The organism is Butyrivibrio sp. AE2032 (assembly GCF_000702965.1).
In genome coordinates this window covers 250,448-273,311 of the sequence record NZ_JNLF01000004.1, presented here as the reverse complement: position 1 = coordinate 273,311, position 22,864 = coordinate 250,448, and the positions used below count along the sequence as shown (strand labels likewise).

Below are 22,864 nucleotides of genomic sequence, written 5' to 3'. Positions count from 1 at the left end.
GATGGAAGGAAAAGTGAGGACGGTTTCAAAACGGCTGATGCTGACGGTGCTTAGTGCTGCTCTTGTCTTAGGTTCACTTGTGTTCCCGGGACTCGGGCATACCGCATTTGCCACTGAAGACGAAGCCAGGGTCGAAGGTTTTTCGCTTACTGTCGGTGAGGGAACGCTGGGCCTGAATGTATTCCTCGGCGGGATCAGTGACAGTATGGCTGAGAACGGCAGCGTCATCATTGACGGAGCAACATACGAACTCAACGGGAAGCAGGAGGACGGAACTTATAAGATCTCTCATCCGGTGAGTCCGAACGAGATATCGAAAAAACTCCCGATCACGCTGTATTCCGTGACGAATAAAGTCGATCTGAAGAATGAAGGTGCGGAAGACGGAATCGTCTGTTATTCGGTAAAGGATTATCTCCTGCGACTCGAAGAACGTGAAGATGAAATGGGACGTCTTGCAAAAGCGATCGACGATTACGGAACATGTGCCGAATATTATTTTTCGGGTGCAGGTTCCATCCCCGTCGATATAACTGATGCGGATTTCTCGGAGTATGCTCCGGAACTGAGCGGAAAGATCGCTGACGGCACAACGTATTACGGAACGAGTCTCGTGCTCTCCGATACCATTGCCATCCGTCATTATTATGCTGTTACGAGGTATTATGATTCATGTGAGATCCTTATCGACGGTGAACCTTCCGAGATCTTATACGATGAGGAGAAAGGCCTTTGCTACATAGAGATCCCCGGAATAAAAGCCTGGGATATCGTTCATCCCTATGAGGTGAAAGCTACTGTCGACGGCGCTGAGGCTACGCTTAAATACAGTGTCATGAGTTATGCGTATCTCGTTGCCGGAAGCGATTCGGAAGATCCTCTTTTCAAGCTCGTAAAGAGTATCTACTGGTACTATGCCGCATTCCGGGAATGTCTTGATCCGGGAGAAGGCGGCGAGGGAAATGATCCTGTGGATGACCCTGTCGATGATTCTGTAGATGATCCTGTAGACGACCCTGTCGAAGATCCTGTTGATGACCCGGTAGATGAGCCTGTTGAAGATCCCGTCGAGATCACCACGGATTATGTCACATATAAGATGTACGGCGCAAAGGGCGACGGAAAGACTGACGATTACGATGCCATTGTAAAGACTCATGCAGAAGCAAACGCGAAGGGTCTTCCGGTAAAGGCTGATCAGGGAGCGGTCTACTATATAGGACACATGGATAAGAACAATACCAAAGGCGCTCTGATAATGACTGAGACCGACTGGACGGGAGCGGAGTTTATCATTGACGATTCGAAGATGACGCTGGCGGAAAAGAACTGTTATCTGTTTACCGTCGAACCAAGCAAGCCTTATGTAAAACAATGGATGAATCCGAACCTGTTCTGGACGCAGAAGGCTGACGGAACTTGGACCTGGAAATACGAAAAGGATCTGCCGGCATCGCATCCTGATTATCAGAAGATAAATCTCGGCTTAAGCCCGGCTCTTTCGGATTATCCTGTTTATAATTCCTATTCCGCCGCACTGGCTTATGCAATGGATAATCATAAGATCGATAAAGGACAGACGCAGCTCAGCGTCGGAAGCTACGGCGCCTTCCCGGAAAAGGCGCTTTACGTGCTTAAGTCTCAGGTCCAGAGATGGGGAAGGAACGGTTCTGCAAATGCGGTTGCCGGCACTCGTGAACAGGAAGAGGTCATCATCGTAAACAGGGACGGTTCAATAGATTCCGCAACACCGGTTCAGTGGAACTGGGACAATGATATCTACCTGATCCAGAAATATCCTATCGATGAGAAAACATTAACGGTCAGGGGAGGCGTCTTCACGACCATAGTCAATACGCTCGATTCGCATGAATATGTCCGCAGAGGGATCAACATCGTTCGTTCGAATGTTGTTATAGACGGTGTTGAGCATTATCTCGCAGGTGAAGAGAAGCAGTTTACCGGCACAAGCTACTATTCTCTCGATTCGGGAAAGAGCGGTTATCACGCAAGGCTGGGCGCGCCGTATCAGGGATTCTTTGTCCTCGATCACTGCGCATATGTAACTCTTAAGAACTGTGTTCTGACAAACCACCTGAGGGTATATAACTACAACAGTGACGTTAACAGCACTGCACCTTACGATTATTATGCGGAGTATGCTGCTGCCATCACATTGGACAACTGCGTATGCTCTAAGTCAGTCGATTTCTACGATGAATATGCCGCAGCGGTCATAAGAGGCGATAAGAACCTGCCGGCTGTGCGTTACGATGAAACGGGAATAATGGACGCCGCAAGATGGGGAACAACAGGAACCAATTTCTGCAAGAGCATCACCGTTCAGAACGGCAGCAGGATAAACAGGATCGATGCTCATATGGGTACGTATAACCTTACCGTAAAGGATTCAACGGTAGGTTACATGGGTATCGCCGCGGTAGGATTCGGTGACATGAACATAGAGAACGTCACTTCCTATGCGGAACATTTTATTACCCTGAGAAGGGACTTCGGAAGCTACTGGGAAGGCAATATCAATATAAAGAACTGCAGGTGGTACATCGGGGAACGTTATACGCCTTATGTCATCTTCTCGAACTATAATCCGAATCCCGCTTATCCATACGCATATGACACTATAGTTGAGGACGGCGTTGAGTATTACTGCACAATGCCGACGAAAGTAAACATCGACGGCATGACGATCGACGCGAGTGATGTGACGAGCTCGGCATTCTTCCGATACGGCGTTCAGGTGTTCTCATGTCCTTTCATGAATGTGGACATATCAAACATCGAAATAGACGAGGATTTCCTTAATAACAGAACTGTTTACCAAAAGCCGTTAAGAGCTCCCAAGGAAGTCAATGTCAGGAACATAAAGATAATCAAGAGCGCGCAGTTTGCAGACACACCGTTCCTCTATACGGCCGTATCGGTCAGAAACGGAAGCGTCGAGAATGTACACGATGAATACTTTTTCCATAACACGAAGTTTACTTACGACGGAAGCTGTTGATAACGCAAGCTGATTGCGTTTACCGGGTTAAGGAGGGCTGTCTCATAAGTTGTCTGTTCACTTAAGAGGCAGCCCTTCAACTCTGTTTTTCAAAAAACAGCAGGAATAATTTTCCTTTAAGCAACACTCCGTCTCTGATGTGTTGCTTAAGCCACAGACCGCTGACGCATTAACGATTGTTAGGGCTGCGTTTTCCGTTGATAATGAAGCCATCAAACAAAAACACAGAAAAACGGAGGATACGGCAATGACAGATATTAGATTAGACAAAAGAGAGATCGGTAAGGAAGAGTTGGATATGGTTTCCGGTGGTGGTCCCGGATGCAATGTAGAGAAGATCAGAGATAAGGACATGCTGAGCCTCAGCCTCGAAGAGAGCAAGTACATCTACTACAGAATGTATGTAGTAAGACTCACAAAGGACATCACAGAGACAACAAAGATCATCTGCAGGGAATTCTACAGATTCGGCGATCATCAGCTTCTGGTTGACTTCGTGGCAAAGTGGTATCCGAGAAAAGTAAAAGTTCAGGATTTCGAGCTTAAATGTAAATACGAACAGTTCTTCTATCCGTCCTGATAATGATGCAAGTGCAGATTAAGTAAAAAACAAATAAAAGAAGTTGACACAGCCTGGTGACTTACATCATTTTGGCAGTCAGCTTCTTTTTATCCTGGAAAACTGTTGACTTTTCGTACAAACAGTATTATTTTTGTCATAACAATCAAACCGTTGATGCGGAGATAAAGGTAGTTGCAGACCCTACAGAGAGCTTCCGATGCTGAGAGTGAAGCGGGAAACGGATTATCAAATGGACCGCGGAGGGTGCATTAAATGTGCAACGTAAGACTCGCGTAAGCAGTCCGGGATATGTTGGTATCCTATGAGTGTGCGTCTCACAAACGCAAAGCCAGGGTGGCACCGCGGATTAGCATTTAATTCGTCCCCGGCAGGAACACTATAATTCCTGCTGGGGATTTTTTATTTCCTGCAGAAACCAACTAACTGGCCGAAAGGAGAAAGAAAAATGATTAAGGCGGCAATTGAGAAGATCGTAAACAAGCAGGATCTCACATACGATGAGGCTTACGAGACAATGAACGAGATTATGAGCGGTATGTCAACATCGACACAGAACGCTGCATTCCTCGCTGCACTGTCAACAAAGAGCGCTGGATTTGAGACCATCGATGAGATCACCGGATGCGCAGCTGCAATGCGTGACCACGCAACAAAGGTAGATAAGGGCGATATGGAAGTCCTTGAGATCGTAGGAACAGGCGGAGACAGGGCAGGAAGCTTCAATATCTCAACAACATCAGCTTTCATAGCAGCTTCGGCTGGCATCAAGGTCGCAAAGCACGGAAACCGTGCAGCTTCATCAAAGTCAGGAACTGCTGACTGCCTTGAGGCTCTCGGCGCAAACATCAATCTTGAACCCGAGAAGTGCGTAGAGCTCTTAAAGAGCGTCGGCTTCTGCTTTTTCTTCGCACAGAAGTATCACACATCGATGAAGTACGTAGGACCTATCCGTAAGGAATTGGGTTTCAGAACGGTATTCAATATCCTCGGACCTTTGACGAATCCTGCACAGCCGGATTTCTACCTCCTTGGCGTATACGACCAGTACCTCGCAGAGCCCGTAGCTCACGTTCTGAAGTCTCTTGGCGCTAAGAGAGCACTCGTTGTTTACGGTGAAGACAAGCTCGATGAGATCTCCGGATCAGCTGAAACATTCGTAGCAGAATTAAGAGCTGACGGAACCATCACAACATATGAGATCAAGCCTGAGGACTTCGGCTTCGAGAGAGCCACAAAGGAAGATATCGTAGGCGGCACTCCTCAAGAAAATGCTGAGATCACAAGAGGAATCCTCGAAGGCAAGATCACAGGCCCTAGGAGAAACGTTGTATGCATGAACGCAGGTGCTGCACTCTATGCAGCAGGCAAGGCAAAGACGATCGAAGAGGGCGTTGGCCAGGCTAAGCACCTGATCGATTCCGGCGCTGCTCTTGAAACACTCAACAAGTTTGTTGAAGAATCTAATAATTAATCGAAAATAAGGATTCCCCATGGCTGATATTCTCGAACAGATCGCAGAACATAACCGGACGATATATCTCGACAGAAAACTCGAGGTATCTTTATCCAAGGTGATGGATATGGCATATGCCGCTCCTTCTACGGACTTTAAGTTCGAGAAGAAACTTAAAGAAGGCGGAATCAGCTTTATCTGCGAGTGCAAGAAGGCTTCCCCTTCGAAGGGCATTATCGCAGAGGAATTTCCTTATCTTGATATCGCCAAGTCATATGAGGAAGCAGGAGCGTCATGTATTTCTGTCCTTACAGAACCTAAGTGGTTCATGGGATCACTTGATTACCTGGATGAGATCGCTTCTAACGTGAAGATTCCCGTTCTCCGCAAGGACTTTACTATAGATGAGTACATGATCTATGAGGCAAGGGCAAAAGGAGCATCAGCAATCCTTCTTATATGCTCGATCCTTGATTCCCGTACGCTCGGCAAGTATATTAAGATCTGCGACGAACTGGAACTTACTGCACTTGTTGAGGCACATGATAAGAACGAATGCGATATGGCATTAGGTGAAGGCGCGAGAGTAATAGGCGTCAATAACCGCAATTTAAGAGATTTCACGGTCGATCCGGCCAACTGCCTGAGATTAAGAGAGTATGTTGCTGACAAGGCGCTTTTCATTGCAGAGAGCGGCGTTAAGGAGAGATCTGAAGTCGAAGCTCTCGAAAAGGCCGGCGTTGACGCTGTGCTGATCGGAGAGTCAATGATGAGAGCAGAAGATAAGACGGCATTTTTGAAGTCTTTGAAAGGATTGACGTGATGTTTGGTACAGAACTTAAGATCTGCGGATTAAAAAGATTGGAAGACATCATTGCTGTTAACCGCCATGGTGCGGATTATGCAGGCTTTGTCTTTTTCGAGAAGTCCAAAAGATATGTCGATCCTTATAAGGCAAATGAACTGATCTCGCTCTTAAGGGCAGACATAAAGCCTGTCGGAGTGTTCCTGGACGAACCCATAGATAACGTTGTACGTATCGCAAGGATCTCAGGAGTCGAGCTGGTCCAGCTCCACGGCCACGAGTCGGAAGAATACGTCGAATACGTTAAAAGGACTCTTGACCGTCCTGTAATCAAGGCTTACAAAGCTTCTGAAGAGGGCGCTCTCGAAAAGGCCGCACAAAGCAGCGCTGATTATGTCATGATCGACTCGGGTGCCGGTTCAGGCAAGAAGTTTGACTGGAGCATCCTGAAGGATTTCAAGAGGGACTATTTCCTCGCAGGAGGATTAGATCCTGAGTCAGTAGGCGAAGCAATCAGAATGTTAGAACCCTTTGCTGTAGATGTCAGCTCTGGTGTTGAGACAAACGGTATCAAAGATGAAAAGAAAATAGCTGAATTTATTAAAGCTGTAAGGTACGGGAGGTAATTATGCCTGATTCAAAAGGAAGATTCGGAATACACGGTGGACAGTATATCCCCGAGACTCTGATGAATGCGGTAATCGAGCTTGAAGAAGCTTATAACCACTATAAGAACGATCCGGAGTTCAATAAGGAACTCACGGAGTTATTGAACGAATATGCAGGACGTCCGTCAAATCTCTACTATGCAGAGAAGATGACAAAAGATCTGGGCGGCGCAAAGATCTACCTGAAGAGGGAAGATCTTAATCACACAGGTTCCCACAAGATCAACAACGTTTTGGGCCAGGCCCTGCTCGCAAAGAAGATGGGCAAGACAAGACTTATCGCAGAGACAGGCGCAGGCCAGCACGGTGTTGCAACAGCAACTGCCGCAGCGCTTTTCGGTATGGAATGTGTTGTCTTCATGGGCAAGGTCGACTGCGAGAGACAAGCACTTAACGTATACAGAATGAAGCTCCTTGGAGCTGACGTTGTTCCGGTAACATCCGGTACGGCTACTCTTAAAGATGCGGTATCCGAGTGCATGCGTGAGTGGACTACAAGAATCGACGATACTCATTACTGCTTAGGTTCCGTAATGGGTCCTCATCCTTTTCCGACTATCGTAAGGGATTTCCAGGCAGTGATTTCAAGAGAATCCAAGGCACAGATGCTCGAAAAGGAAGGCCGCCTTCCTGATTACGTGCTCGCATGCTGCGGCGGCGGTTCAAATGCCATTGGATCTTTCTACCATTACATTGAGGATAAGGAAGTTAACCTCATCGGCTGTGAGGCAGCAGGAAGAGGCATCGATACTTTCGAGACGGCTGCTACGATCAATACGGGCAAGCTCGGTATTTTCCACGGCATGAAGTCTTACTTCTGCCAGGATGAGTACGGCCAGATCGCACCTGTTTATTCGATCTCTGCAGGCCTTGATTATCCGGGCATCGGCCCTGAGCATGCTAACCTCCACGATACAGGCAGAGCGCAGTATGTTGCTGTTACAGACGAAGAGGCAGTTAATGCTTTTGAGTACCTGTCCAGAATGGAAGGCATCATCCCGGCTATCGAATCAGCACACGCGGTAGCTCATGCGATCAAGCTCGCTCCTACGCTTTCCAAGGACAAAATTATGGTCGTCACGATCTCCGGCAGAGGTGACAAGGACTGTGCTGCGATCGCGCGTTACAGAGGGGAGGATATCAATGAGTAATATAGCAAGGGCATTTGAGAACGGTAAAGCGTTCATTCCTTTTATCACATGCGGCGACCCCGATCTTGAGACAACGGCACAGTGCGTTGTTGAGATGCAGAATGCAGGCGCTTCGTTAGTCGAACTCGGAATCCCTTTTTCGGATCCGACCGCTGAAGGTCCCGTCATCATGGAGGCAAGCCTTCGAGCATTGGAAGGGGGCTGCACAACGGATAAGGTTTTCGAGATGGTAAGAAAGCTCAGAACAGAGATGGGTGTAACGATTCCGATGGTCTTCATGACATACGCAAATGTTGTATTCTCCTATGGGATCGAGAGATTCTGTCAGAAGTCATCTGAGGTCGGGATCGACGGCTTCATCCTGCCTGACGTGCCTTATGAGGAGAAGGATGAGTTCGATACTATTTGCAAGGGATACTGCATAGACCTGATATCCCTTATCGCGCCCACTTCACATGAGCGTATATCCATGATCGCGAAAGAGGCATCAGGCTTCATCTACATCGTATCGAGCCTAGGAGTTACCGGCGTCAGGAGCAATATCACGACTGATATCCCGTCGCTCTGCGCTGCAGTCAAGTCTTCAACTGATGTACCGTGTGCGATCGGCTTCGGGATCTCAACTCCGGAGCAGGCTGCTTCTATGTCAAAGAGCGCCGACGGCGTGATCGTCGGTTCAGCCATCGTAAAGATCGTGGCCGAGTATGGAAAAGATGCTCCTGCAAAGGTCGGAGCTTATGTAAAATCGATGGTCGATGCGATAAGATAAATACGGGCAGGGACTTAAATCCGATCAACAGTTTTAGAGTTGTCTCGAAAGTAACGGGTTCACTTCAGAGGCAACTCTTTTGTCTTATATTAACTTGTATGCCTATAGGAAAATGTGATATCCTAAACTTACTTTGATATTCAAAGTGTTATGGAGGAAAAGTCGTATCCGATGGGAAAGAAGGCCAGTGAAGAAAAGACATTGAGCCGCGGCGGAATAGCCGGTCTTGTCATATTCTATTTCAGTTTTATCCCTTACCTGATCCTTGTATGGGCCGCAGTTGCAGGCACTGACACTTTCTTTGGCGGGGATGCTTTCAGAGGCTATGTTTACGGCTTTGAAGCAGTGGGATATATGGGACTCATGTTTTCAATCCTGTTCCCGGTATATCCGGTCTGTCTCATCTATCAGATCCTGTTCGGACTGCTGTATATAATCAGGCGCCCAAGGGAGGTAAAACGTCCCGCAGGTATATATGCAGGCGTGTTTGTTCTGCTTATCCTTGTTCCGTGTCTCGTATATTCCGGCAGGGAACTGGTCTATTACTCGAAGAATGTTCCCGTTATACGCGAAATGCTGTCCGAGAAATACGGCGAGGAAGTTGCGGCGGATTGTAAGATCAAGCTCGATGATATGGAAGATGAGGAGTTCAACGTATATTCCCCGATACTGCTTAAGGACCGTTCATTTACGGTAAGCCGTAACCGTGAGGGTGATTTTGATGACCACGGATACCTTATCCTGGAGTTTGAGAACGAGAATGAGGGATTCCGTGAAGACCTGAACCGTTACGCTGATGAAAAGTTTGATATGCCTTCGGATATGCATCTTGAAGCATATTGCGAGGGACTTGATTTCGGCAGTTACAGGTATGGTGACGACTATGCGTCCCTGATTCCGTCAGCCGGTTATTCTGTTTTTAAGATGTATGTCGAGCTTGAGGATGCCGACCAGGAAACGCTCGAAAAGCTCCTGGTCAGCATTTGGGAGGAGCAGTGCCCGAAGTTTTCGGATCTGCTGGACAGTTCGCTCGTCATCATCGTATCCGTCAAAGGTCAGCCCGTTGCAAATATGCAGATAACACTGCCGATCCCGGAGAACCGTAACCTGCCTGTCGGCTCGATCGGCGTTCTGGATGCGGGCAGGGAACAGTACGGGCTGATCGACAAGGCATTTTACATCTGAAACGTTTCATAGAATTGTTTCTTTCTGCCGAAATGGCCCTTTTTATCGGTTGAAAAGCACCCCTTACTTTTATATAATGGACACTCGGAAACTATGTTTCATTCCACCAACAAATTCCTTGAAAGGAAAGGAGAAATAGACATGATTTATTCAACAGAGATCAAGAACATGTGCTCTGTTCATCAGGGTGTTCATCACGGTGCCGCACCGATCCCTGAGGAAGCAAAGTGGGTAAGCTCCAAGGAGATTAAGGACATCTCCGGTTACACACACGGTATCGGCTGGTGTGCACCTCAGCAGGGCGCCTGCAAGCTGTCTCTTAACGTTAAGGACGGTATCATCCAGGAGGCATTGGTTGAGACGATCGGCTGCTCCGGTATGACACACTCCGCTGCTATGGCATCTGAGATCCTTCCCGGACTCACGATCCTTGAGGCTCTTAACACAGACCTCGTTTGCGATGCCATCAACACTGCAATGAGAGAGCTCTTCCTCCAGATCGTTTACGGAAGAACACAGAGTGCTTTCTCTGAGGACGGACTCCAGATCGGTGCAGGCCTCGAGGACCTCGGTAAGGGCGCACGTTCAATGGTAGGTACAACATACGGTACTCTCGCTAAGGGTCCCCGTTACCTCGAGCTCACAGATGGCTATATCACAGAACTCGCTATCGACGAGAACGATGAGATTATCGGCTACAAGTTCGTTAACTTCGGTAAGATGATGGATTTCATCAAGAAGGGTGACGATGCTGCTACAGCTCTTGAGAAGGCTTCCGGTAAGTATGGACGTGTTGATGATGCCGTTAAGTTCATCGACCCGCGTAAGGAATAAGGAGGAATGACAAATGGCAGATTTATTTGAATCATACGAGAGAAGACTCCCCCAGATCAACGCTAAGCTTGCTGAATATGGAATCGCTTCCATCGAAGAAGCTGAGAAGATCACAAAAGATGCAGGTCTTGATGTATATCACCTCATCGAAGGCATTCAGCCTATCTGCTTCGAGAACGCTAAGTGGGCTTACACAGTAGGTGCCGCTATCGCTATCAAGAAGAACTGCAGAAGAGCTGCTGACGCAGCTGCAGCTATCGGTGAAGGTCTCCAGGCTTTCTGCATTCCCGGTTCAGTTGCTGACAGACGTAAGGTAGGTCTCGGCCACGGTAACCTCGGAAAGATGCTCCTCGAAGAGGACACAGAGTGCTTCGCATTCCTCGCAGGCCACGAGTCATTCGCAGCTGCTGAGGGCGCTATCGGTATCGCTGAGAAGGCTAACCGTGTTCGTCAGAAGCCTCTCAGAGTTATCCTTGACGGTCTCGGAAAGGATGCTGCAAAGATCATCTCCAGAATCAACGGCTTCACATACGTTGAGACAGAGTATGACTATAAGACAGGCGAGCTCAAGGAACTCTCCAGAACATGCTACTCCAAGAATCCTGATTCTCCGAGAGCTAAGGTTAACTGCTATGGTGCAGATGACGTTCAGGAAGGCGTTGCAATCCTCTGGAAGGAGAACGTTGACGTTTCCATCACAGGTAACTCCACCAATCCTACAAGATTCCAGCACCCTGTTGCAGGCACATACAAGAAGGAGCGCCTCGAGGCAGGCAAGAAGTACTTCTCTGTTGCATCCGGCGGTGGTACAGGCCGTACACTTCACCCTGATAACATGGCTGCAGGTCCTGCTTCCTACGGTATGACAGATACTATGGGCCGTATGCACTCTGACGCTCAGTTCGCAGGTTCTTCTTCAGTTCCTGCTCACGTTGAGATGATGGGTCTTATCGGTGCAGGCAACAACCCGATGGTTGGTATGACTGTTTCCACAGCAGTATCAGTTGAGGAAGCTGCTAAGGCAGGCAAGTTCTGATCTGACGAATAATCATTTGATGATATTGCCCCTGGAGTTATTCTCCGGGGGCTTTTCATTTTTGAAAAGACCGTCAAATGTCAGAATGACTTTTTAAGAGGCCCTATTTTATTGCTTTTGCGGTTTGAGGCAGTCATTGCACCGTGCTATTATGGTTCTATCCTTATTCCCGGAGGTTTTTATGGACGCTGAATTTGTTCCTATTTTGTACAACACCATTTGGGCGCTTGTGCCGCCGGTCGTGGCGATCGTGCTGGCGCTCATCACGAAAGAAGTTTACAGTTCGCTTTTTATAGGTATTGTGACAGGCGGCGTGCTTTTCTCGTTGGGAAACGCTGCCCCTTATATTCATCCGGTAAAGGCGTTGGAGCACGTTTTCAACAATGGGATCATAGCATCACTATCTGATTCCTATAATGTCGGCATTCTGGTATTCCTGGTATTCCTCGGAATAATAGTGGCGCTGATGAATAAAGCAGGAGGCTCTGCCGCATTCGGCAACTGGGCTTCGGAGCATGTTAAATCGAGAGTCGGTTCACAGCTTGCTACTATCGGTCTGGGCGTGCTCATTTTCATCGATGACTACTTCAACTGCCTCACGGTAGGTTCCGTTATGAGACCTGTTACTGACAGACAGAAGATCTCAAGAGCCAAGCTTGCTTATCTTATCGATGCGACCGCAGCTCCTGTCTGCATCATCGCACCGGTATCCTCATGGGCAGCAGCTGTTTCAGGATTCGCTCCTGAAGGCACAAACGGACTCATGCTGTTCATAAGGGCTATCCCTTATAACTACTATGCGCTTCTTACAATCCTTATGATGGTCCTTATGGCCGTATTCAAGATAGAGTATGGTCCCATGGCTCGTCATGAGATCAATGCGAAGAACGGTGATATCTATACAGTTAAGCCGGTCGATACAAAAGAAGAGGAGACTGTTGAGAAGAAGGGTAAGGTAATTGACCTTGTTCTTCCGGTAGTTGTCCTTATTATCTGCTGCGTGATCGGAATGCTCTACACGGGCGGTTTTTACAGCGGTGAACTTGAGGGCGGATTCTTTGCCAGATTCGTTGAAGCTTTTGCAAACAGTGATGCTTCCGTAGGCCTGGCTTACGGCTCGTTCGGCGGAATCGTTTTCACGATCATCTTCTATCTTGCAAGAAAGATATTGAACTTCAAGGACAGCATGACTTGCGTTGAGGAAGGCTTCAAGGCAATGATCGCTCCTATTACGATCCTTACGCTTGCATGGTCTTTGAAGGCCATGACAGAGTCTTTGGGCGCTGCTGAATTCGTAGCAGGCATCGTTGAGTCATCAAAGGGCGATTTCAATATGATGCTTCCCGCGATCATCTTCCTTATCGCATGCGGACTTTCATTTGCAACCGGTACATCATGGGGTACATTCGGTATCCTGATCCCGATCACGCTCGAAGTGTTCAAGCTTACAGATCCCGATCCTGCCAAGGCTACGCTTGCCGTTATCTGCGTATCTGCATGCATGGCAGGTGCCGTATGCGGAGACCACTGCTCACCGATCTCTGATACGACTATCATGAGCTCTGCAGGTGCACAGTGCAATCACATAGCGCACGTCTCGACACAGCTTCCGTATGCACTTACATGCGCAGCCGTATCATTCATTACTTATATGGTTGCCGGATTTGTAAAGAATGCAGCTATATCACTCCTGATAGGAATCGCGCTGATGGTAGGTATGGTCGTACTTCTCAAGTATGTTCTGCCGACACCTGATTCTTCTTCTTTGCAGAAAGAGACTCCGAAATCTGAGAAAGGATGATCGCGCCGAACATGATAAGGCACCCTGCCATCTCTCTTGGCAGCATGTTCTCGTGAAGGATTATTGCAGCGGTAATAACTGCGAAGACCGACTCGAGGCACATTAATAGAGAGGCAACAACGGGACTTGCTTTTTTCTGTCCCAGTATCTGAAAAGTATATGCTATGCCGCAGCTCATTATTCCTGAATAAAGAAGGGAAGGGGCTGCGGTCTTTATATCTGCGATTACGGGCTTCTCGAAAATAAACATCGCGACGATCGATATTACCGCAGCAACGAAAAACTGCATGAATGACAACTGCACGCCGCTCGTCTTTCCGTCTTCGACTGATTTATCTATAACCATAATCTGGACAGCGTAAAAGACTGCACAGATAAGCGCAAGTATGTCGCCGAGATTGATGTCTGTGAGTTCTGAAGGATTGATGCAGAGAAAGAACAGACCGATAAGGCCTATGAAGATCGATATCCATGTAAGCGCAGCGATCTTTTTCTTCAAGAAAATGACCGAGAAGAGCGGCACGAAGAACATGTAGAAAGCAGTGACAAATGCAATCTTTCCTGAAGTTGAATAGTAAAAAGCAAACTGCTGGAAATTCTGTGCGAATGAAAAGACGATGCCCAGGATCAGGCCTTTCTTAAGAGTCGGGGCGCTAAGATCGAATCCTTTGTTGATTATGAGTGTGAAGGGAAGAAGGAAAAGCATCCCGAGAGCAGTTCTGATCCCGGTAAAAGTAAATGCGTCAATACTCTGCATGCCGATCGATTGAGCAACAAAAGATGAACCCCAGATGATGGCAGTGATGAGAAGCAGTATTACTCCCTGTGGCCTGGTCTTGCGCATTTTAACTCCTTTTGTTTAAGCAAAAGAAATATATATTAACGTAGTTGGTTTTGCAAGTTGGACTTGACACATACCCTATGGGGGTATATAGTTATGCAAGATATAGATACCCCAAGGGGGTATATGACCGGAGGTAACGCGATGGCTGAGAAAAAATGTCCGCACTGCAGGACCAAGGAAAGATCCGAAGAGGAGATAAAGGATCTCATTACGCGCTTGAACCGTATTGAAGGCCAGATCAGGGGCATCAGGAAGATGGTTGAGGAAGATGCTTACTGCGTTGATGTCTTAACTCAGGTCAGCGCTGCGAAATGTTCTTTGAACAGCTTCTCGAAGGTGCTCCTCGGAAGCCACATAAGAACGTGTGTAGCTGAAGATATCAGAAACGGATCGGAAGAAAAGACTGAAGAGCTGGTTGAGCTTCTTCAGAAACTTATGAAATAAATATCAACCTTAGAATGCGTATTCCTGATGGAAAACAATGAAGTAAGAACTGATAAGTACCTGGTTACCGGCATGAGCTGTGCCGCCTGCCAGTCACATGTCGAAAAGGCAGTGAACGGCGTAGAGGGCGTAAACTCGTGCAGCGTATCGCTTCTCACAAATTCAATGAGCGTCTCAGGCTCCGCTGACCCCAAGGCAGTTATAAAGGCTGTGGAAGAGGCCGGCTATGGCGCATCGCTTGAAGGCGGTGCGAAAGCCAAGGGGCACCTTTTCGAGAGCATGGAAGAACAGCTAATAAATAAGGAGATACCGGTCCTCAGAAACAGGCTTATCAGTTCGAGTTTATTCCTGCTCATACTGATGTATTTTTCCATGGGTGTGTCCATGTGGAACTGGCCAGCGCCAAAGTTCCTTGAGCATAACATGATCGGGATAGGGATCATTGAGATGCTCCTTGCCGGCATCGTTATGGTGATCAATAAGAAGTTCTTCGTGAACGGATTTAAGGCGCTCCTTCATAAGAGCACAAATATGGATACGCTGGTCGCCATGGGATCTGGAGTCTCATTCATTTACAGCTTTGTAACATTGTTACACATGACAACGGCGGGCTCTCACGAGGCTCAGATGGCTTTGATGGATGAACTCTATTTTGAGTCCGCGGCCATGATCGTGACCCTGATAACGATAGGAAAACTTCTTGAGGCGATATCGAAGGGAAGGACCACGAATGCTCTCAAGGGACTTCTTAACCTCCAGCCGAAGACTGCCGTTCTGATCAGAAACGGTGAGGAAGTAACCGTTCCTGTTGAAGAAGTCATGGTCGGAGATATCTATGCCGTAAGACCGGGCGGAGCTGTCCCCGTGGACGGCAGGATAGTGGAAGGCGAATGCGCCGTCGACGAGTCTGCTCTTACGGGTGAATCAGTGCCTGTTGATAAGATGGCAGGCGACAGGGTATCAGCAGGTACCATCAATAGTTCAGGATATATCAGATGCCGTGCCGAGAAGGTCGGTGAAGATACCACGCTTGCGCAGATAATAAAGATGGTGAGCGATTCTTCTGCAACGAAGGCGCCCATCGCGAGGATCGCGGATAAGGTCTCAGGAATATTTGTTCCCTGTGTACTCATTATTGCAGTTGTTGTTTTCGTGATCTGGCTTGTCACGGGCGCAGGTACCGGATATTCGCTTACGAGAGCCATCTCGGTACTCGTTGTAAGTTGTCCGTGCGCATTGGGTCTTGCAACGCCCGTTGCGATAATGGTCGGTAACGGAGTTGCTGCAAAGAACGGAATCCTTTTTAAGACTTCCGGTTCGCTGGAGCAGACGGGCAGGGCTGAGATAATTGTCCTTGATAAGACAGGTACGATCACAAGCGGTGTTCCGCAGGTCACAGACATCATTCCCGTTTCTGATGAAGGATCACTCCTGAAGTCAGCTTATGCGCTCGAAAAAAAGAGCGAGCATCCACTCGGAAAAGCGGTTGCAGAATACTGCAAAGAACACGGCGTTGAACTTGAAGATGCCGCGAACTTCCGCATCAGTGCCGGCAACGGTCTGGAAGGAACAGTAAACGGAAAGAATATAAGAGGCGGAAACATAAAGTTTATTAGATCTGTTGATGCTGTTTTCGAAGAAAAGGCAAAAGAGCTTGCGGCAAAGGGAAAGACACCGCTTTTCTTTGAGTCCGACGGCAGTCTCATGGGCATTATCGCTGTGGCAGATACTATAAGAGAAGACTCATCCGAAGCGATAAATGAGTTAAAGAAACTGGGCCTTTATACGGTCATGCTGACGGGCGATAACAAAAGGACAGCAGATACGATAGGAAAGCTGTCAGGCGTTGATATGACTGTTGCCGACGTCCTTCCCGGAGACAAGGAGAAGATCGTAAATAAGCTCAAAGAATACGGCAAGGTGATAATGGTCGGCGACGGCATAAATGATGCACCCGCGCTGACTTCAGCCGATATAGGGATCGCGATCGGCGCAGGAACGGATATTGCTATAGATGCTGCTGATGTTGTGCTCATGAAATCGACTCTTAAAGATGCTGCGGCAGCTATCAGGATATCCAGAAGAACGATAAGGAATATCCACGAGAATCTCTTCTGGGCATTTATCTATAATATCGCGCTGATCCCTGTTGCAGCAGGTGCGTATGCGGCTTTGGGAGTTGCCATGACACCGATGTTCGGTGCTGCTGCAATGAGCCTGTCAAGCTTTACGGTATGCATGAATGCACTGAGGTTAAATCTTGTAAGACCGTATGATACCAGGCGCGATAAGGCCGGAAGCGATATCAGGAACAGGCTTAAAGAATTAGAGATCAAAAATGAAAAGGAGATAAACACTATGGAAAAGACGATCACGATTGAAGGCATGATGTGCGGACACTGTGAAGCAACCGTTAAGAAGGCTCTGGAAGCCTTGGACGGCGTTATCTCAGCTGATGTATCCCACGATAAGGGCACGGCTGTTGTAGTGCTCGAAAAGGATGTTGCTGATGAAGTCCTTGCAAAAGCTGTTGAGGATAAGGATTTCAAGGTTACCGGAATAAGCTGACAATAATAAAAATACTATGTATCAGTGAAATTCCAACTAGTGGTAAAATAATTAGGATTGTACACTTTGGGGGAAGGAAATACTTTCAATGATACATATTTTAGTAGTTGAAGACGAGAAGCCTATATCCAATCTCATCCGCATGAGTCTGACTAAAGCGGGCTATTCATGTATGTGCGCTTTTGACGGCGAGGAAGCTCTGGATATCATAAGGGATAACTATTTCGATCTTATCCTTCTGGATGTCATGATCCCTAAGATCGACGGTTTTTCTCTGATGCAGTATATCCGTCCGATGAAGATACCTGTCATATTCCTTACGGCAAAGAATATGGTAGAGGACAAGGTAAGGGGATTGGAGCTCGGCGCAGAGGATTATCTTCCCAAACCGTTCGAGATCATCGAGCTGCTCGCCAGAGTCAATGTTGTGCTTCGCCGTTATAACAAGACTGATACTGAGATCAACATTGCCGGTCTCACGATAGATACGAAGGCCATGATCGTCTATAAGGACGGTTATCAGATCGCGCTCACCCCGAAGGAGTATGAACTGCTTTTGCTTTTCGTAAGAAATCCGGGTATCGCGATGTACAGAGAGACGATATACGAGCGTGTATGGAACGAGCCTTTCCCGTACGGGAGCAAGACGGTCGATCTGCATGTTCAGAGACTTCGTAAAAAACTCGGCTGGGAGGAAGTCATCCACGCCGTGCCCAAGGTCGGATACAGGCTGGAGGCATAATAAATGCGTTTCAGGCAGAAGATGCTCCTCGTAATGGTATGGCTTCTCACATTGAGTTACGGTGTGGGAGGCGTTCTTCTGATATCACAGAATTTCAGGAGCAGTCTTGCCCAGGTGGAAAAGACTACCGCCGAGTCATACGAGATGATCCTGCAGTCGGTGCAGCTCGTAAACTATGTCGATATCCAGCAGGATCTGTCAAGCATAAGCAATGCGCTTGAGAGAATGAATACTGCGGAAGGCCTTGTGGGAATGAGGCTTACGAGGAATGGACAGGTTCTTTATCTGACGGGCTTTGATACCGAGGATTTTGAGACGTCATCTGCTTTTGAGTCGCTTCTTTTCTCAAGGGATTCACGGCATTTTTACGAGATAAAGGGTGAGGTTCAGACCAACGGCAGACCGCTCGAACTCATAGCTCTTTATGATATTTCTTTTGTCTATGAGGCAAGGGACGAGCAGGTCAGGACCTATCACCAGGTCCTTATCGTGCTGATATTGTTGGGCGGTATTACCGCATGGCTTACTTCATACCTCATGACCCAGCCGCTTGCCAAGGTATCGAGGACTGCGAGAGCATTGTCTTCCGGATTTCTTGAAGCCAGGGTCAATTCCAAGACTCATGATGAGATCGGACAGCTCGGCGCCGACTTTGACAACATGGCAGACAGGCTTACCGAGAATATTAACGAACTGAATCTTGCCATGGATCATCAGGACAGGTTTATGGGAAGTTTTGCCCATGAATTGAAAACACCTATGACGTCGATCATCGGATATGCGGACCTTCTGAGAAGCCAGGCATTAAGCGAAGAGGAATCCCAGGAAGCTGCGAATTATATCTTCTCCGAAGGAAAGAGACTCGAGTCACTTTCGTTAAAGCTTTTGGATCTCCTTATGATGAAAAGGGAAAATGCCAGCATAAAGCTCATTCCGACAGATATGCAGCAGCTGATCGAAAACCTTACGCTGCACCTTCAGCCTGTCTATAAAAAGAAAGGCATAGTCCTTCAGTGCAAATGCACTCCCGGACTCTGTGCCACCGATCCTGATCTCTTCAGCTCGCTTCTCACAAATCTGCTGGACAATGCCAGAAAAGCAATTGATAACGGCGGAAATATCCTTATCATGGGCGAGAAGGTAAAGGGAAGCTACCGTATCCGCGTCTTTGATAACGGAAGGGGTATGCCTGAGGAAGCTTTAAGGCATATCACCGAAGCTTTTTACCGCGTAGATAAATCGCGTTCGAGAGCGCAGGGCGGTGCGGGTCTCGGTCTGACGCTCTGTAAAGAGATAATAGAACTGCACAAAGGAACCATTTCTTTTGCCTCGAGAGAAGGCAACGGCACCTGTGTAACTGTCATGATAAGGGAGATATCAAAATGAGAAAGATATATACCCTTGTTGTTTCGGTATTTGTTGTGATGGCGGCTCTGCTTGGCTGGTTCCTTCCGCTGGCATATTTCAATGTTAATGACAAGATCTATGAGGGCAAGCAGGCATCCCTGGATATCGAGCAGATCAATCTGTCATACAGGGACGACATGTCGATGAATCAGAAGATCAACATAACTAATTATGAATACTATCTGGCCGAAGCTATAGAGATAGATAAAGGTATATTTATACAGGAAGACGAGATCAAACAGATAATGAGTGACTTCGTGAGTGATTTTGCCGGTTATAAGATCGATGTGTCAAAAAGATGGAAAGCTACGCCTAATCTCGTAAATCTGAGCAACAGAGGAACAATAGTCATCTGGGAAGTGCAGGTATGGCTGAACAACAGCTGGAAGTTTGAGTGCCTTCTTGACGACAAGACAGGAGCGATCCTTAGCTGCGAGTTCCGTTTTGATTATTACGATGTATATACCAATGAATATTCTGATTATGACCCTGATTGGAATAATCTTATACCTGATATCGAAAATGATCCTGAGTTTTCAAAGACTATATGCGAGCGTTTCGGAAATGCTTTATATAATCACTATTCGAAGCAGCTTTCGGCTAAACTGATATCATATACTCCTGTTACTTCATGGGCCGATGTCGGTTCCAACGGCATCAGGCTCGTATTCAGGGATTCAAAGAACTACACGTTCGGGATCAGCGTGAAAGTCGTATTGGATGAATATACGTTGAGTACGTTCTGACAGGTTGTTCAGGTTCTGGAGGGAAAATGTCTGATCCGGCCAAGAGTTTTCATAACGTAAAAACATTTAAAGAGCTTTTTATGCTCCCGTCGAAAACGGATCTTGATCTGATGGCAGCAGTTCCGGCGCTTATGTTCCTGATATCTCCCGCAGTTTATTTTGTCCAGATAGCGGTCTACAGCGGGTGGCGTTATGATCTTACCGTCACAATGATCAGGGTAGCCGCGGTTATCCTGAGCCTGATCGTAATGTCATGTCATTTTGCTCAATTGGTTATTGCCAAGAGATCTTTGAAAAGCATTGTTTCAGATCACAGACCTCATTTCTGGTTCCTGATTATGGCGGTTTTGATGATCATCTCCACACTTTTAAACGGCTTCACGATAGAGGCGATGACTGGTGACTTTTACCGTGCGGAATCGTTAACCACGTTCCTGTGCTATATCATCTGCTTTTTCGGATGTGCTTCGATGATACGTTATGAACGCACCAAGAGATTCCTGCTCGATTCTTTTCTTGTCTCGAGCAGTTTCATTTCGGTCATGGCGCTCCTGGATCTCAGCGGGATACTGCCTGTCTGGTTTTTCCATTTTATCCAGGAAAAGAACACTATGACGGCAGTCTTCTTTCAATACAATCATTTCGGATATTATCTGGCTATCGCAACCACGGTTTCGTTTGCAATGTATCTTTATGAGAAAAAGACGGTTATTAAGATACTTTATCTGTTATCCACAGCACTGCACGCTTTTACACTGATCGCAAACAATACACGCGGCTGCTATCTGGCTTGTTTTGGTGCGGTTGTTGTTACTTGTGTGGTATTCCTTGCCACTCAAAAGGGCAGAAGACGCGCGGTGCTGCCTGTCCTGGCGGTCCTTGCCTCCGGTTTTGCGGCCGGGTTCCTTGCAGTACCGCAAAACTTCCAGCGTTTTATGAAGCTTTTCCGGGATGTATCGGACATAACATCATCTTCTCCAGATGCTGCGGGAGAGACCGCACAATATGCCGGGACAGGACGATGGCTCCTTTGGAAACTGACGGTGGGAGCTATTCTGGAAAAGCCTGTCTTCGGATGGGGAACGGAAGGCATACGCGTAATGCTTGCAGAGAATTCGATTGACGGAAACAACCGCCCTCATAATGAGTATTTGCAATACGCAGTGTTCTATGGTATTCCCGCAGGACTTGTTTATATTTTCGCGATCGTCAGCATCTACCGCAAGGCGGTAAAAAAGATAGCTGAACTTTCGCCGTCAACTGTTGTTGCTCTGCTCGGAGCCTGTGCTTATCTGATCTCTGCATGCTTCGGAAATACGATGTTCTATACAGCGCCGTTCCTTTTCATCCTGCTCGGTATGGGATTTCAGTCTGATGTGCCGGAAGAAAAATGACCTTGAATCGGGAAGAACGGATATCCTGATTTTTTTGCAATTGATGCCGTTTTGATGCCGATTTAGTACTTTTTTGATTTTTCCCTTTGCAATAATACCATCAGAAGCAAAGCAAAGGAGGAAAAAACATGTTTCCGGATTTAGCAGTTAAGTTTAAGAATTATGCCGCAGATATGGGGAGCGGATTCGTTGTGATTGCGGGCTTTTTGCTCGCAATCACAATGGTGTTTGTTATGGTTTTCGCACGCTGGAACGGAATCAGAAACAGTACCTCTTACTATGGGATCTCCCGGGATGAACCCGGGATAGAATCCCCGGTCGAGGAATCCGGCTGCATAACACTTGTGGTTACCGAAAAGAATTAACCCCGATCAGTCTTCACCGACGAATACATTCCAGGATGCAATCTCAGTATCTTTTATGGTCTTCATAACGAGTTTTGCATTATCGAGAAGATAGTCGCTGTAGCCCGAAGACCAACCTCGAGCTACCAGTTCCTTGATAACCATACCGCTTATTTCTTCTATAAGATCGACCTTAGCTGAACTTTCTTCTTCGCTCATTTGAGAAAGCCTCATAAGCGGTAGTCTGACACTCTTCAAGGTGGTAAACTCTTCCATCGCTCTGAAACGCCATTTGTAATATGGCATATACCGGCCGTTGAGAAGGAACAATGCCGCGGAAATCTTGTATATAAATTCCGTAACACAATAATATGCGGCCCCGACATCACCACGCTTTATGGAGCGATCATAGTTGAACTGACCGGTCTTTCCGGCCATGGCCAGGTCTGCAGCGACTTTCTTCTTTAATACATCTTCAGGATAAAATCCTTCCCATACTTTTCTAATCGAACTGAACTCTCCCGAGACGTCACGGAACACTTTTCCGTTTACGGCTTCGGCAAGATACATCTGCGGGGTTGCAAGCCAATCCTGTGTTGAAACAGGTGCTGCTGTTATTCCCGTATGCTCATAATAGAACTCTTCGATACTGTGAACACCGACGCGTTTGCTTCTTGCACCAGTCATGATCCTGCTCGGTTCTGCCATCCCGATATCCATTCTGTGTCTCAAGATAAACTCGTCTGCAGGAAGTGAGTCATATGCTTTCTGAAGATCATCACCGATCTTCTTTTTGAGTTCTTCTGGAAGCCATAAGCAAAAGCCCGGAGCGTAATCGTGATCTCTCGAGATGTAGTCGTCATATCCGAAACATTCGGATGTCTGACCGGCAAGACCTGCCGCTATCTGATCCTTATATTCCGCGAATTCTTTTTCGAGCATGGGAAGACCATACTCTTCGAAATATACTTCTGATATCTTAAGTCCGTTCCACATAGTAAGCCCCTCTGCGAAGAATAAATCAAAAAGAAGCGCTGAGGTCATCAACGCTTCTTTTATTCTACATCA

20 protein-coding genes are annotated in these 22,864 nt (G+C 47.2%); 18 read left to right on the top strand and 2 right to left on the bottom strand.

The features are described 5' to 3' along the window. The first annotated feature begins 1 nt into the window (after position 1). The 11 genes from BO18_RS15355 (at position 2) to BO18_RS15305 (ending at position 13,307) form a co-directional block, all read left to right on the top strand. On the top strand, positions 2-3,022 hold the full coding sequence (locus tag BO18_RS15355; protein ID WP_034447728.1) for a hypothetical protein: 3,021 nt from the start codon (positions 2-4) through the stop codon (positions 3,020-3,022). A gap of 247 nt (positions 3,023-3,269) precedes the next feature. Beyond that, the gene (locus BO18_RS15350; protein WP_034447726.1) at positions 3,270-3,602 is read left to right on the top strand and encodes a hypothetical protein; all 333 of its coding nucleotides are present in this window, start codon (positions 3,270-3,272) and stop codon (positions 3,600-3,602) included. Positions 3,603-4,050: 448 nt separating this feature from the next. Continuing rightward, the gene (gene trpD, locus BO18_RS15345; RefSeq protein WP_034447725.1) at positions 4,051-5,076 is read left to right on the top strand and encodes an anthranilate phosphoribosyltransferase; all 1,026 of its coding nucleotides are present in this window, start codon (positions 4,051-4,053) and stop codon (positions 5,074-5,076) included. Positions 5,077-5,095: 19 nt separating this feature from the next. After that, a complete protein-coding gene (gene trpC / locus BO18_RS15340) occupies positions 5,096-5,881 on the top strand; it encodes an indole-3-glycerol phosphate synthase TrpC (RefSeq protein ID WP_034447724.1) in 786 nt (261 codons plus the stop codon). Further along, on the top strand, positions 5,881-6,489 hold the full coding sequence (locus BO18_RS15335) for a phosphoribosylanthranilate isomerase (protein ID WP_034447723.1): 609 nt from the start codon (positions 5,881-5,883) through the stop codon (positions 6,487-6,489). Before trpC ends, BO18_RS15335 begins: the two co-directional genes overlap by 1 nt. 2 nt (positions 6,490-6,491) lie before the next feature. Beyond that, positions 6,492-7,682: a tryptophan synthase subunit beta gene (gene trpB, locus BO18_RS15330; RefSeq protein WP_034447722.1), complete on the top strand. Its 1,191-nt coding sequence runs from the start codon at positions 6,492-6,494 to the stop codon at positions 7,680-7,682. Next, the gene (trpA, locus tag BO18_RS15325; protein WP_034447721.1) at positions 7,675-8,451 is read left to right on the top strand and encodes a tryptophan synthase subunit alpha; all 777 of its coding nucleotides are present in this window, start codon (positions 7,675-7,677) and stop codon (positions 8,449-8,451) included. Before trpB ends, trpA begins: the two co-directional genes overlap by 8 nt. A 171-nt stretch (positions 8,452-8,622) precedes the next feature. Further along, positions 8,623-9,636, top strand: coding sequence for a hypothetical protein (locus BO18_RS15320; protein ID WP_034447719.1), 1,014 nt, complete (start codon positions 8,623-8,625; stop codon positions 9,634-9,636). A gap of 141 nt (positions 9,637-9,777) precedes the next feature. Next, complete coding sequence (locus tag BO18_RS15315) at positions 9,778-10,470, top strand: iron-sulfur cluster assembly scaffold protein (RefSeq protein WP_034447718.1); 693 nt, start codon at positions 9,778-9,780, stop codon at positions 10,468-10,470. Between the two features lie 13 nt (positions 10,471-10,483). After that, complete coding sequence (locus BO18_RS15310; RefSeq protein ID WP_034447717.1) at positions 10,484-11,506, top strand: GGGtGRT protein; 1,023 nt, start codon at positions 10,484-10,486, stop codon at positions 11,504-11,506. Between the two features lie 181 nt (positions 11,507-11,687). Further along, the gene (locus BO18_RS15305) at positions 11,688-13,307 is read left to right on the top strand and encodes a Na+/H+ antiporter NhaC family protein (protein ID WP_066738346.1); all 1,620 of its coding nucleotides are present in this window, start codon (positions 11,688-11,690) and stop codon (positions 13,305-13,307) included. Here the strand turns inward: BO18_RS15305 and BO18_RS15300 are convergent. Continuing rightward, complete coding sequence (locus tag BO18_RS15300; protein ID WP_034447716.1) at positions 13,237-14,151, bottom strand: DMT family transporter; 915 nt, start codon at positions 14,149-14,151, stop codon at positions 13,237-13,239. The genes BO18_RS15305 and BO18_RS15300 overlap by 71 nt on opposite strands. A 141-nt stretch (positions 14,152-14,292) precedes the next feature. Between BO18_RS15300 and BO18_RS15295 the strand changes: the two genes are divergently transcribed. The 7 genes from BO18_RS15295 (at position 14,293) to BO18_RS15265 (ending at position 21,817) form a co-directional block, all read left to right on the top strand. Further along, positions 14,293-14,595 (top strand): metal-sensing transcriptional repressor, encoded by a 303-nt coding sequence (locus BO18_RS15295; protein ID WP_034447714.1) that lies wholly within the window; start codon positions 14,293-14,295, stop codon positions 14,593-14,595. Between the two features lie 27 nt (positions 14,596-14,622). Then, positions 14,623-17,163, top strand: a complete 2,541-nt coding sequence (locus tag BO18_RS15290; protein WP_034447713.1) for a heavy metal translocating P-type ATPase — start codon at positions 14,623-14,625, stop codon at positions 17,161-17,163. Positions 17,164-17,251: 88 nt separating this feature from the next. Next, positions 17,252-17,905 carry a response regulator transcription factor gene (locus tag BO18_RS15285; RefSeq protein ID WP_034447711.1) on the top strand — a complete coding sequence of 218 codons (654 nt, stop codon included), beginning with the start codon at positions 17,252-17,254 and terminating at the stop codon, positions 17,903-17,905. A 3-nt stretch (positions 17,906-17,908) separates the two neighbouring features. Continuing rightward, positions 17,909-19,291, top strand: coding sequence for a sensor histidine kinase (locus BO18_RS15280; RefSeq protein WP_034447710.1), 1,383 nt, complete (start codon positions 17,909-17,911; stop codon positions 19,289-19,291). Then, positions 19,288-20,058, top strand: coding sequence for a hypothetical protein (locus tag BO18_RS15275; protein WP_034447708.1), 771 nt, complete (start codon positions 19,288-19,290; stop codon positions 20,056-20,058). Before BO18_RS15280 ends, BO18_RS15275 begins: the two co-directional genes overlap by 4 nt. Before the next feature lie 26 nt (positions 20,059-20,084). Next, positions 20,085-21,452 carry an O-antigen ligase family protein gene (locus tag BO18_RS15270; RefSeq protein ID WP_034447707.1) on the top strand — a complete coding sequence of 456 codons (1,368 nt, stop codon included), beginning with the start codon at positions 20,085-20,087 and terminating at the stop codon, positions 21,450-21,452. Between the two features lie 128 nt (positions 21,453-21,580). Then, entirely contained in the window at positions 21,581-21,817 is a 237-nt protein-coding gene (locus BO18_RS15265; RefSeq protein ID WP_034447706.1) for a hypothetical protein, read from the top strand. Between the two features lie 6 nt (positions 21,818-21,823). Here the strand turns inward: BO18_RS15265 and BO18_RS15260 are convergent, their stop codons facing one another. Continuing rightward, entirely contained in the window at positions 21,824-22,792 is a 969-nt protein-coding gene (locus BO18_RS15260) for a DUF4037 domain-containing protein (RefSeq protein ID WP_034448596.1), read from the bottom strand. Between the last annotated feature and the right edge of the window lie 72 nt (positions 22,793-22,864).

What these genes read in the sequence shown, in the direction of transcription:
- BO18_RS15355 (WP_034447728.1), top strand. Translation starts at nt 2, where the DNA reads ATGGAAGGAAAAGTGAGGACGGTTTCAAAACGGCTGATGCTGACGGTG.
- BO18_RS15350 (WP_034447726.1), top strand. Translation starts at nt 3,270, where the DNA reads ATGACAGATATTAGATTAGACAAAAGAGAGATCGGTAAGGAAGAGTTG.
- trpD (WP_034447725.1), top strand. Translation starts at nt 4,051, where the DNA reads ATGATTAAGGCGGCAATTGAGAAGATCGTAAACAAGCAGGATCTCACA.
- trpC (WP_034447724.1), top strand. Translation starts at nt 5,096, where the DNA reads ATGGCTGATATTCTCGAACAGATCGCAGAACATAACCGGACGATATAT.
- BO18_RS15335 (WP_034447723.1), top strand. Translation starts at nt 5,881, where the DNA reads ATGTTTGGTACAGAACTTAAGATCTGCGGATTAAAAAGATTGGAAGAC.
- trpB (WP_034447722.1), top strand. Translation starts at nt 6,492, where the DNA reads ATGCCTGATTCAAAAGGAAGATTCGGAATACACGGTGGACAGTATATC.
- trpA (WP_034447721.1), top strand. Translation starts at nt 7,675, where the DNA reads ATGAGTAATATAGCAAGGGCATTTGAGAACGGTAAAGCGTTCATTCCT.
- BO18_RS15320 (WP_034447719.1), top strand. Translation starts at nt 8,623, where the DNA reads ATGGGAAAGAAGGCCAGTGAAGAAAAGACATTGAGCCGCGGCGGAATA.
- BO18_RS15315 (WP_034447718.1), top strand. Translation starts at nt 9,778, where the DNA reads ATGATTTATTCAACAGAGATCAAGAACATGTGCTCTGTTCATCAGGGT.
- BO18_RS15310 (WP_034447717.1), top strand. Translation starts at nt 10,484, where the DNA reads ATGGCAGATTTATTTGAATCATACGAGAGAAGACTCCCCCAGATCAAC.
- BO18_RS15305 (WP_066738346.1), top strand. Translation starts at nt 11,688, where the DNA reads ATGGACGCTGAATTTGTTCCTATTTTGTACAACACCATTTGGGCGCTT.
- BO18_RS15300 (WP_034447716.1), bottom strand. Translation starts at nt 14,151, where the DNA reads ATGCGCAAGACCAGGCCACAGGGAGTAATACTGCTTCTCATCACTGCC.
- BO18_RS15295 (WP_034447714.1), top strand. Translation starts at nt 14,293, where the DNA reads ATGGCTGAGAAAAAATGTCCGCACTGCAGGACCAAGGAAAGATCCGAA.
- BO18_RS15290 (WP_034447713.1), top strand. Translation starts at nt 14,623, where the DNA reads ATGGAAAACAATGAAGTAAGAACTGATAAGTACCTGGTTACCGGCATG.
- BO18_RS15285 (WP_034447711.1), top strand. Translation starts at nt 17,252, where the DNA reads ATGATACATATTTTAGTAGTTGAAGACGAGAAGCCTATATCCAATCTC.
- BO18_RS15280 (WP_034447710.1), top strand. Translation starts at nt 17,909, where the DNA reads ATGCGTTTCAGGCAGAAGATGCTCCTCGTAATGGTATGGCTTCTCACA.
- BO18_RS15275 (WP_034447708.1), top strand. Translation starts at nt 19,288, where the DNA reads ATGAGAAAGATATATACCCTTGTTGTTTCGGTATTTGTTGTGATGGCG.
- BO18_RS15270 (WP_034447707.1), top strand. Translation starts at nt 20,085, where the DNA reads ATGTCTGATCCGGCCAAGAGTTTTCATAACGTAAAAACATTTAAAGAG.
- BO18_RS15265 (WP_034447706.1), top strand. Translation starts at nt 21,581, where the DNA reads ATGTTTCCGGATTTAGCAGTTAAGTTTAAGAATTATGCCGCAGATATG.
- BO18_RS15260 (WP_034448596.1), bottom strand. Translation starts at nt 22,792, where the DNA reads ATGTGGAACGGACTTAAGATATCAGAAGTATATTTCGAAGAGTATGGT.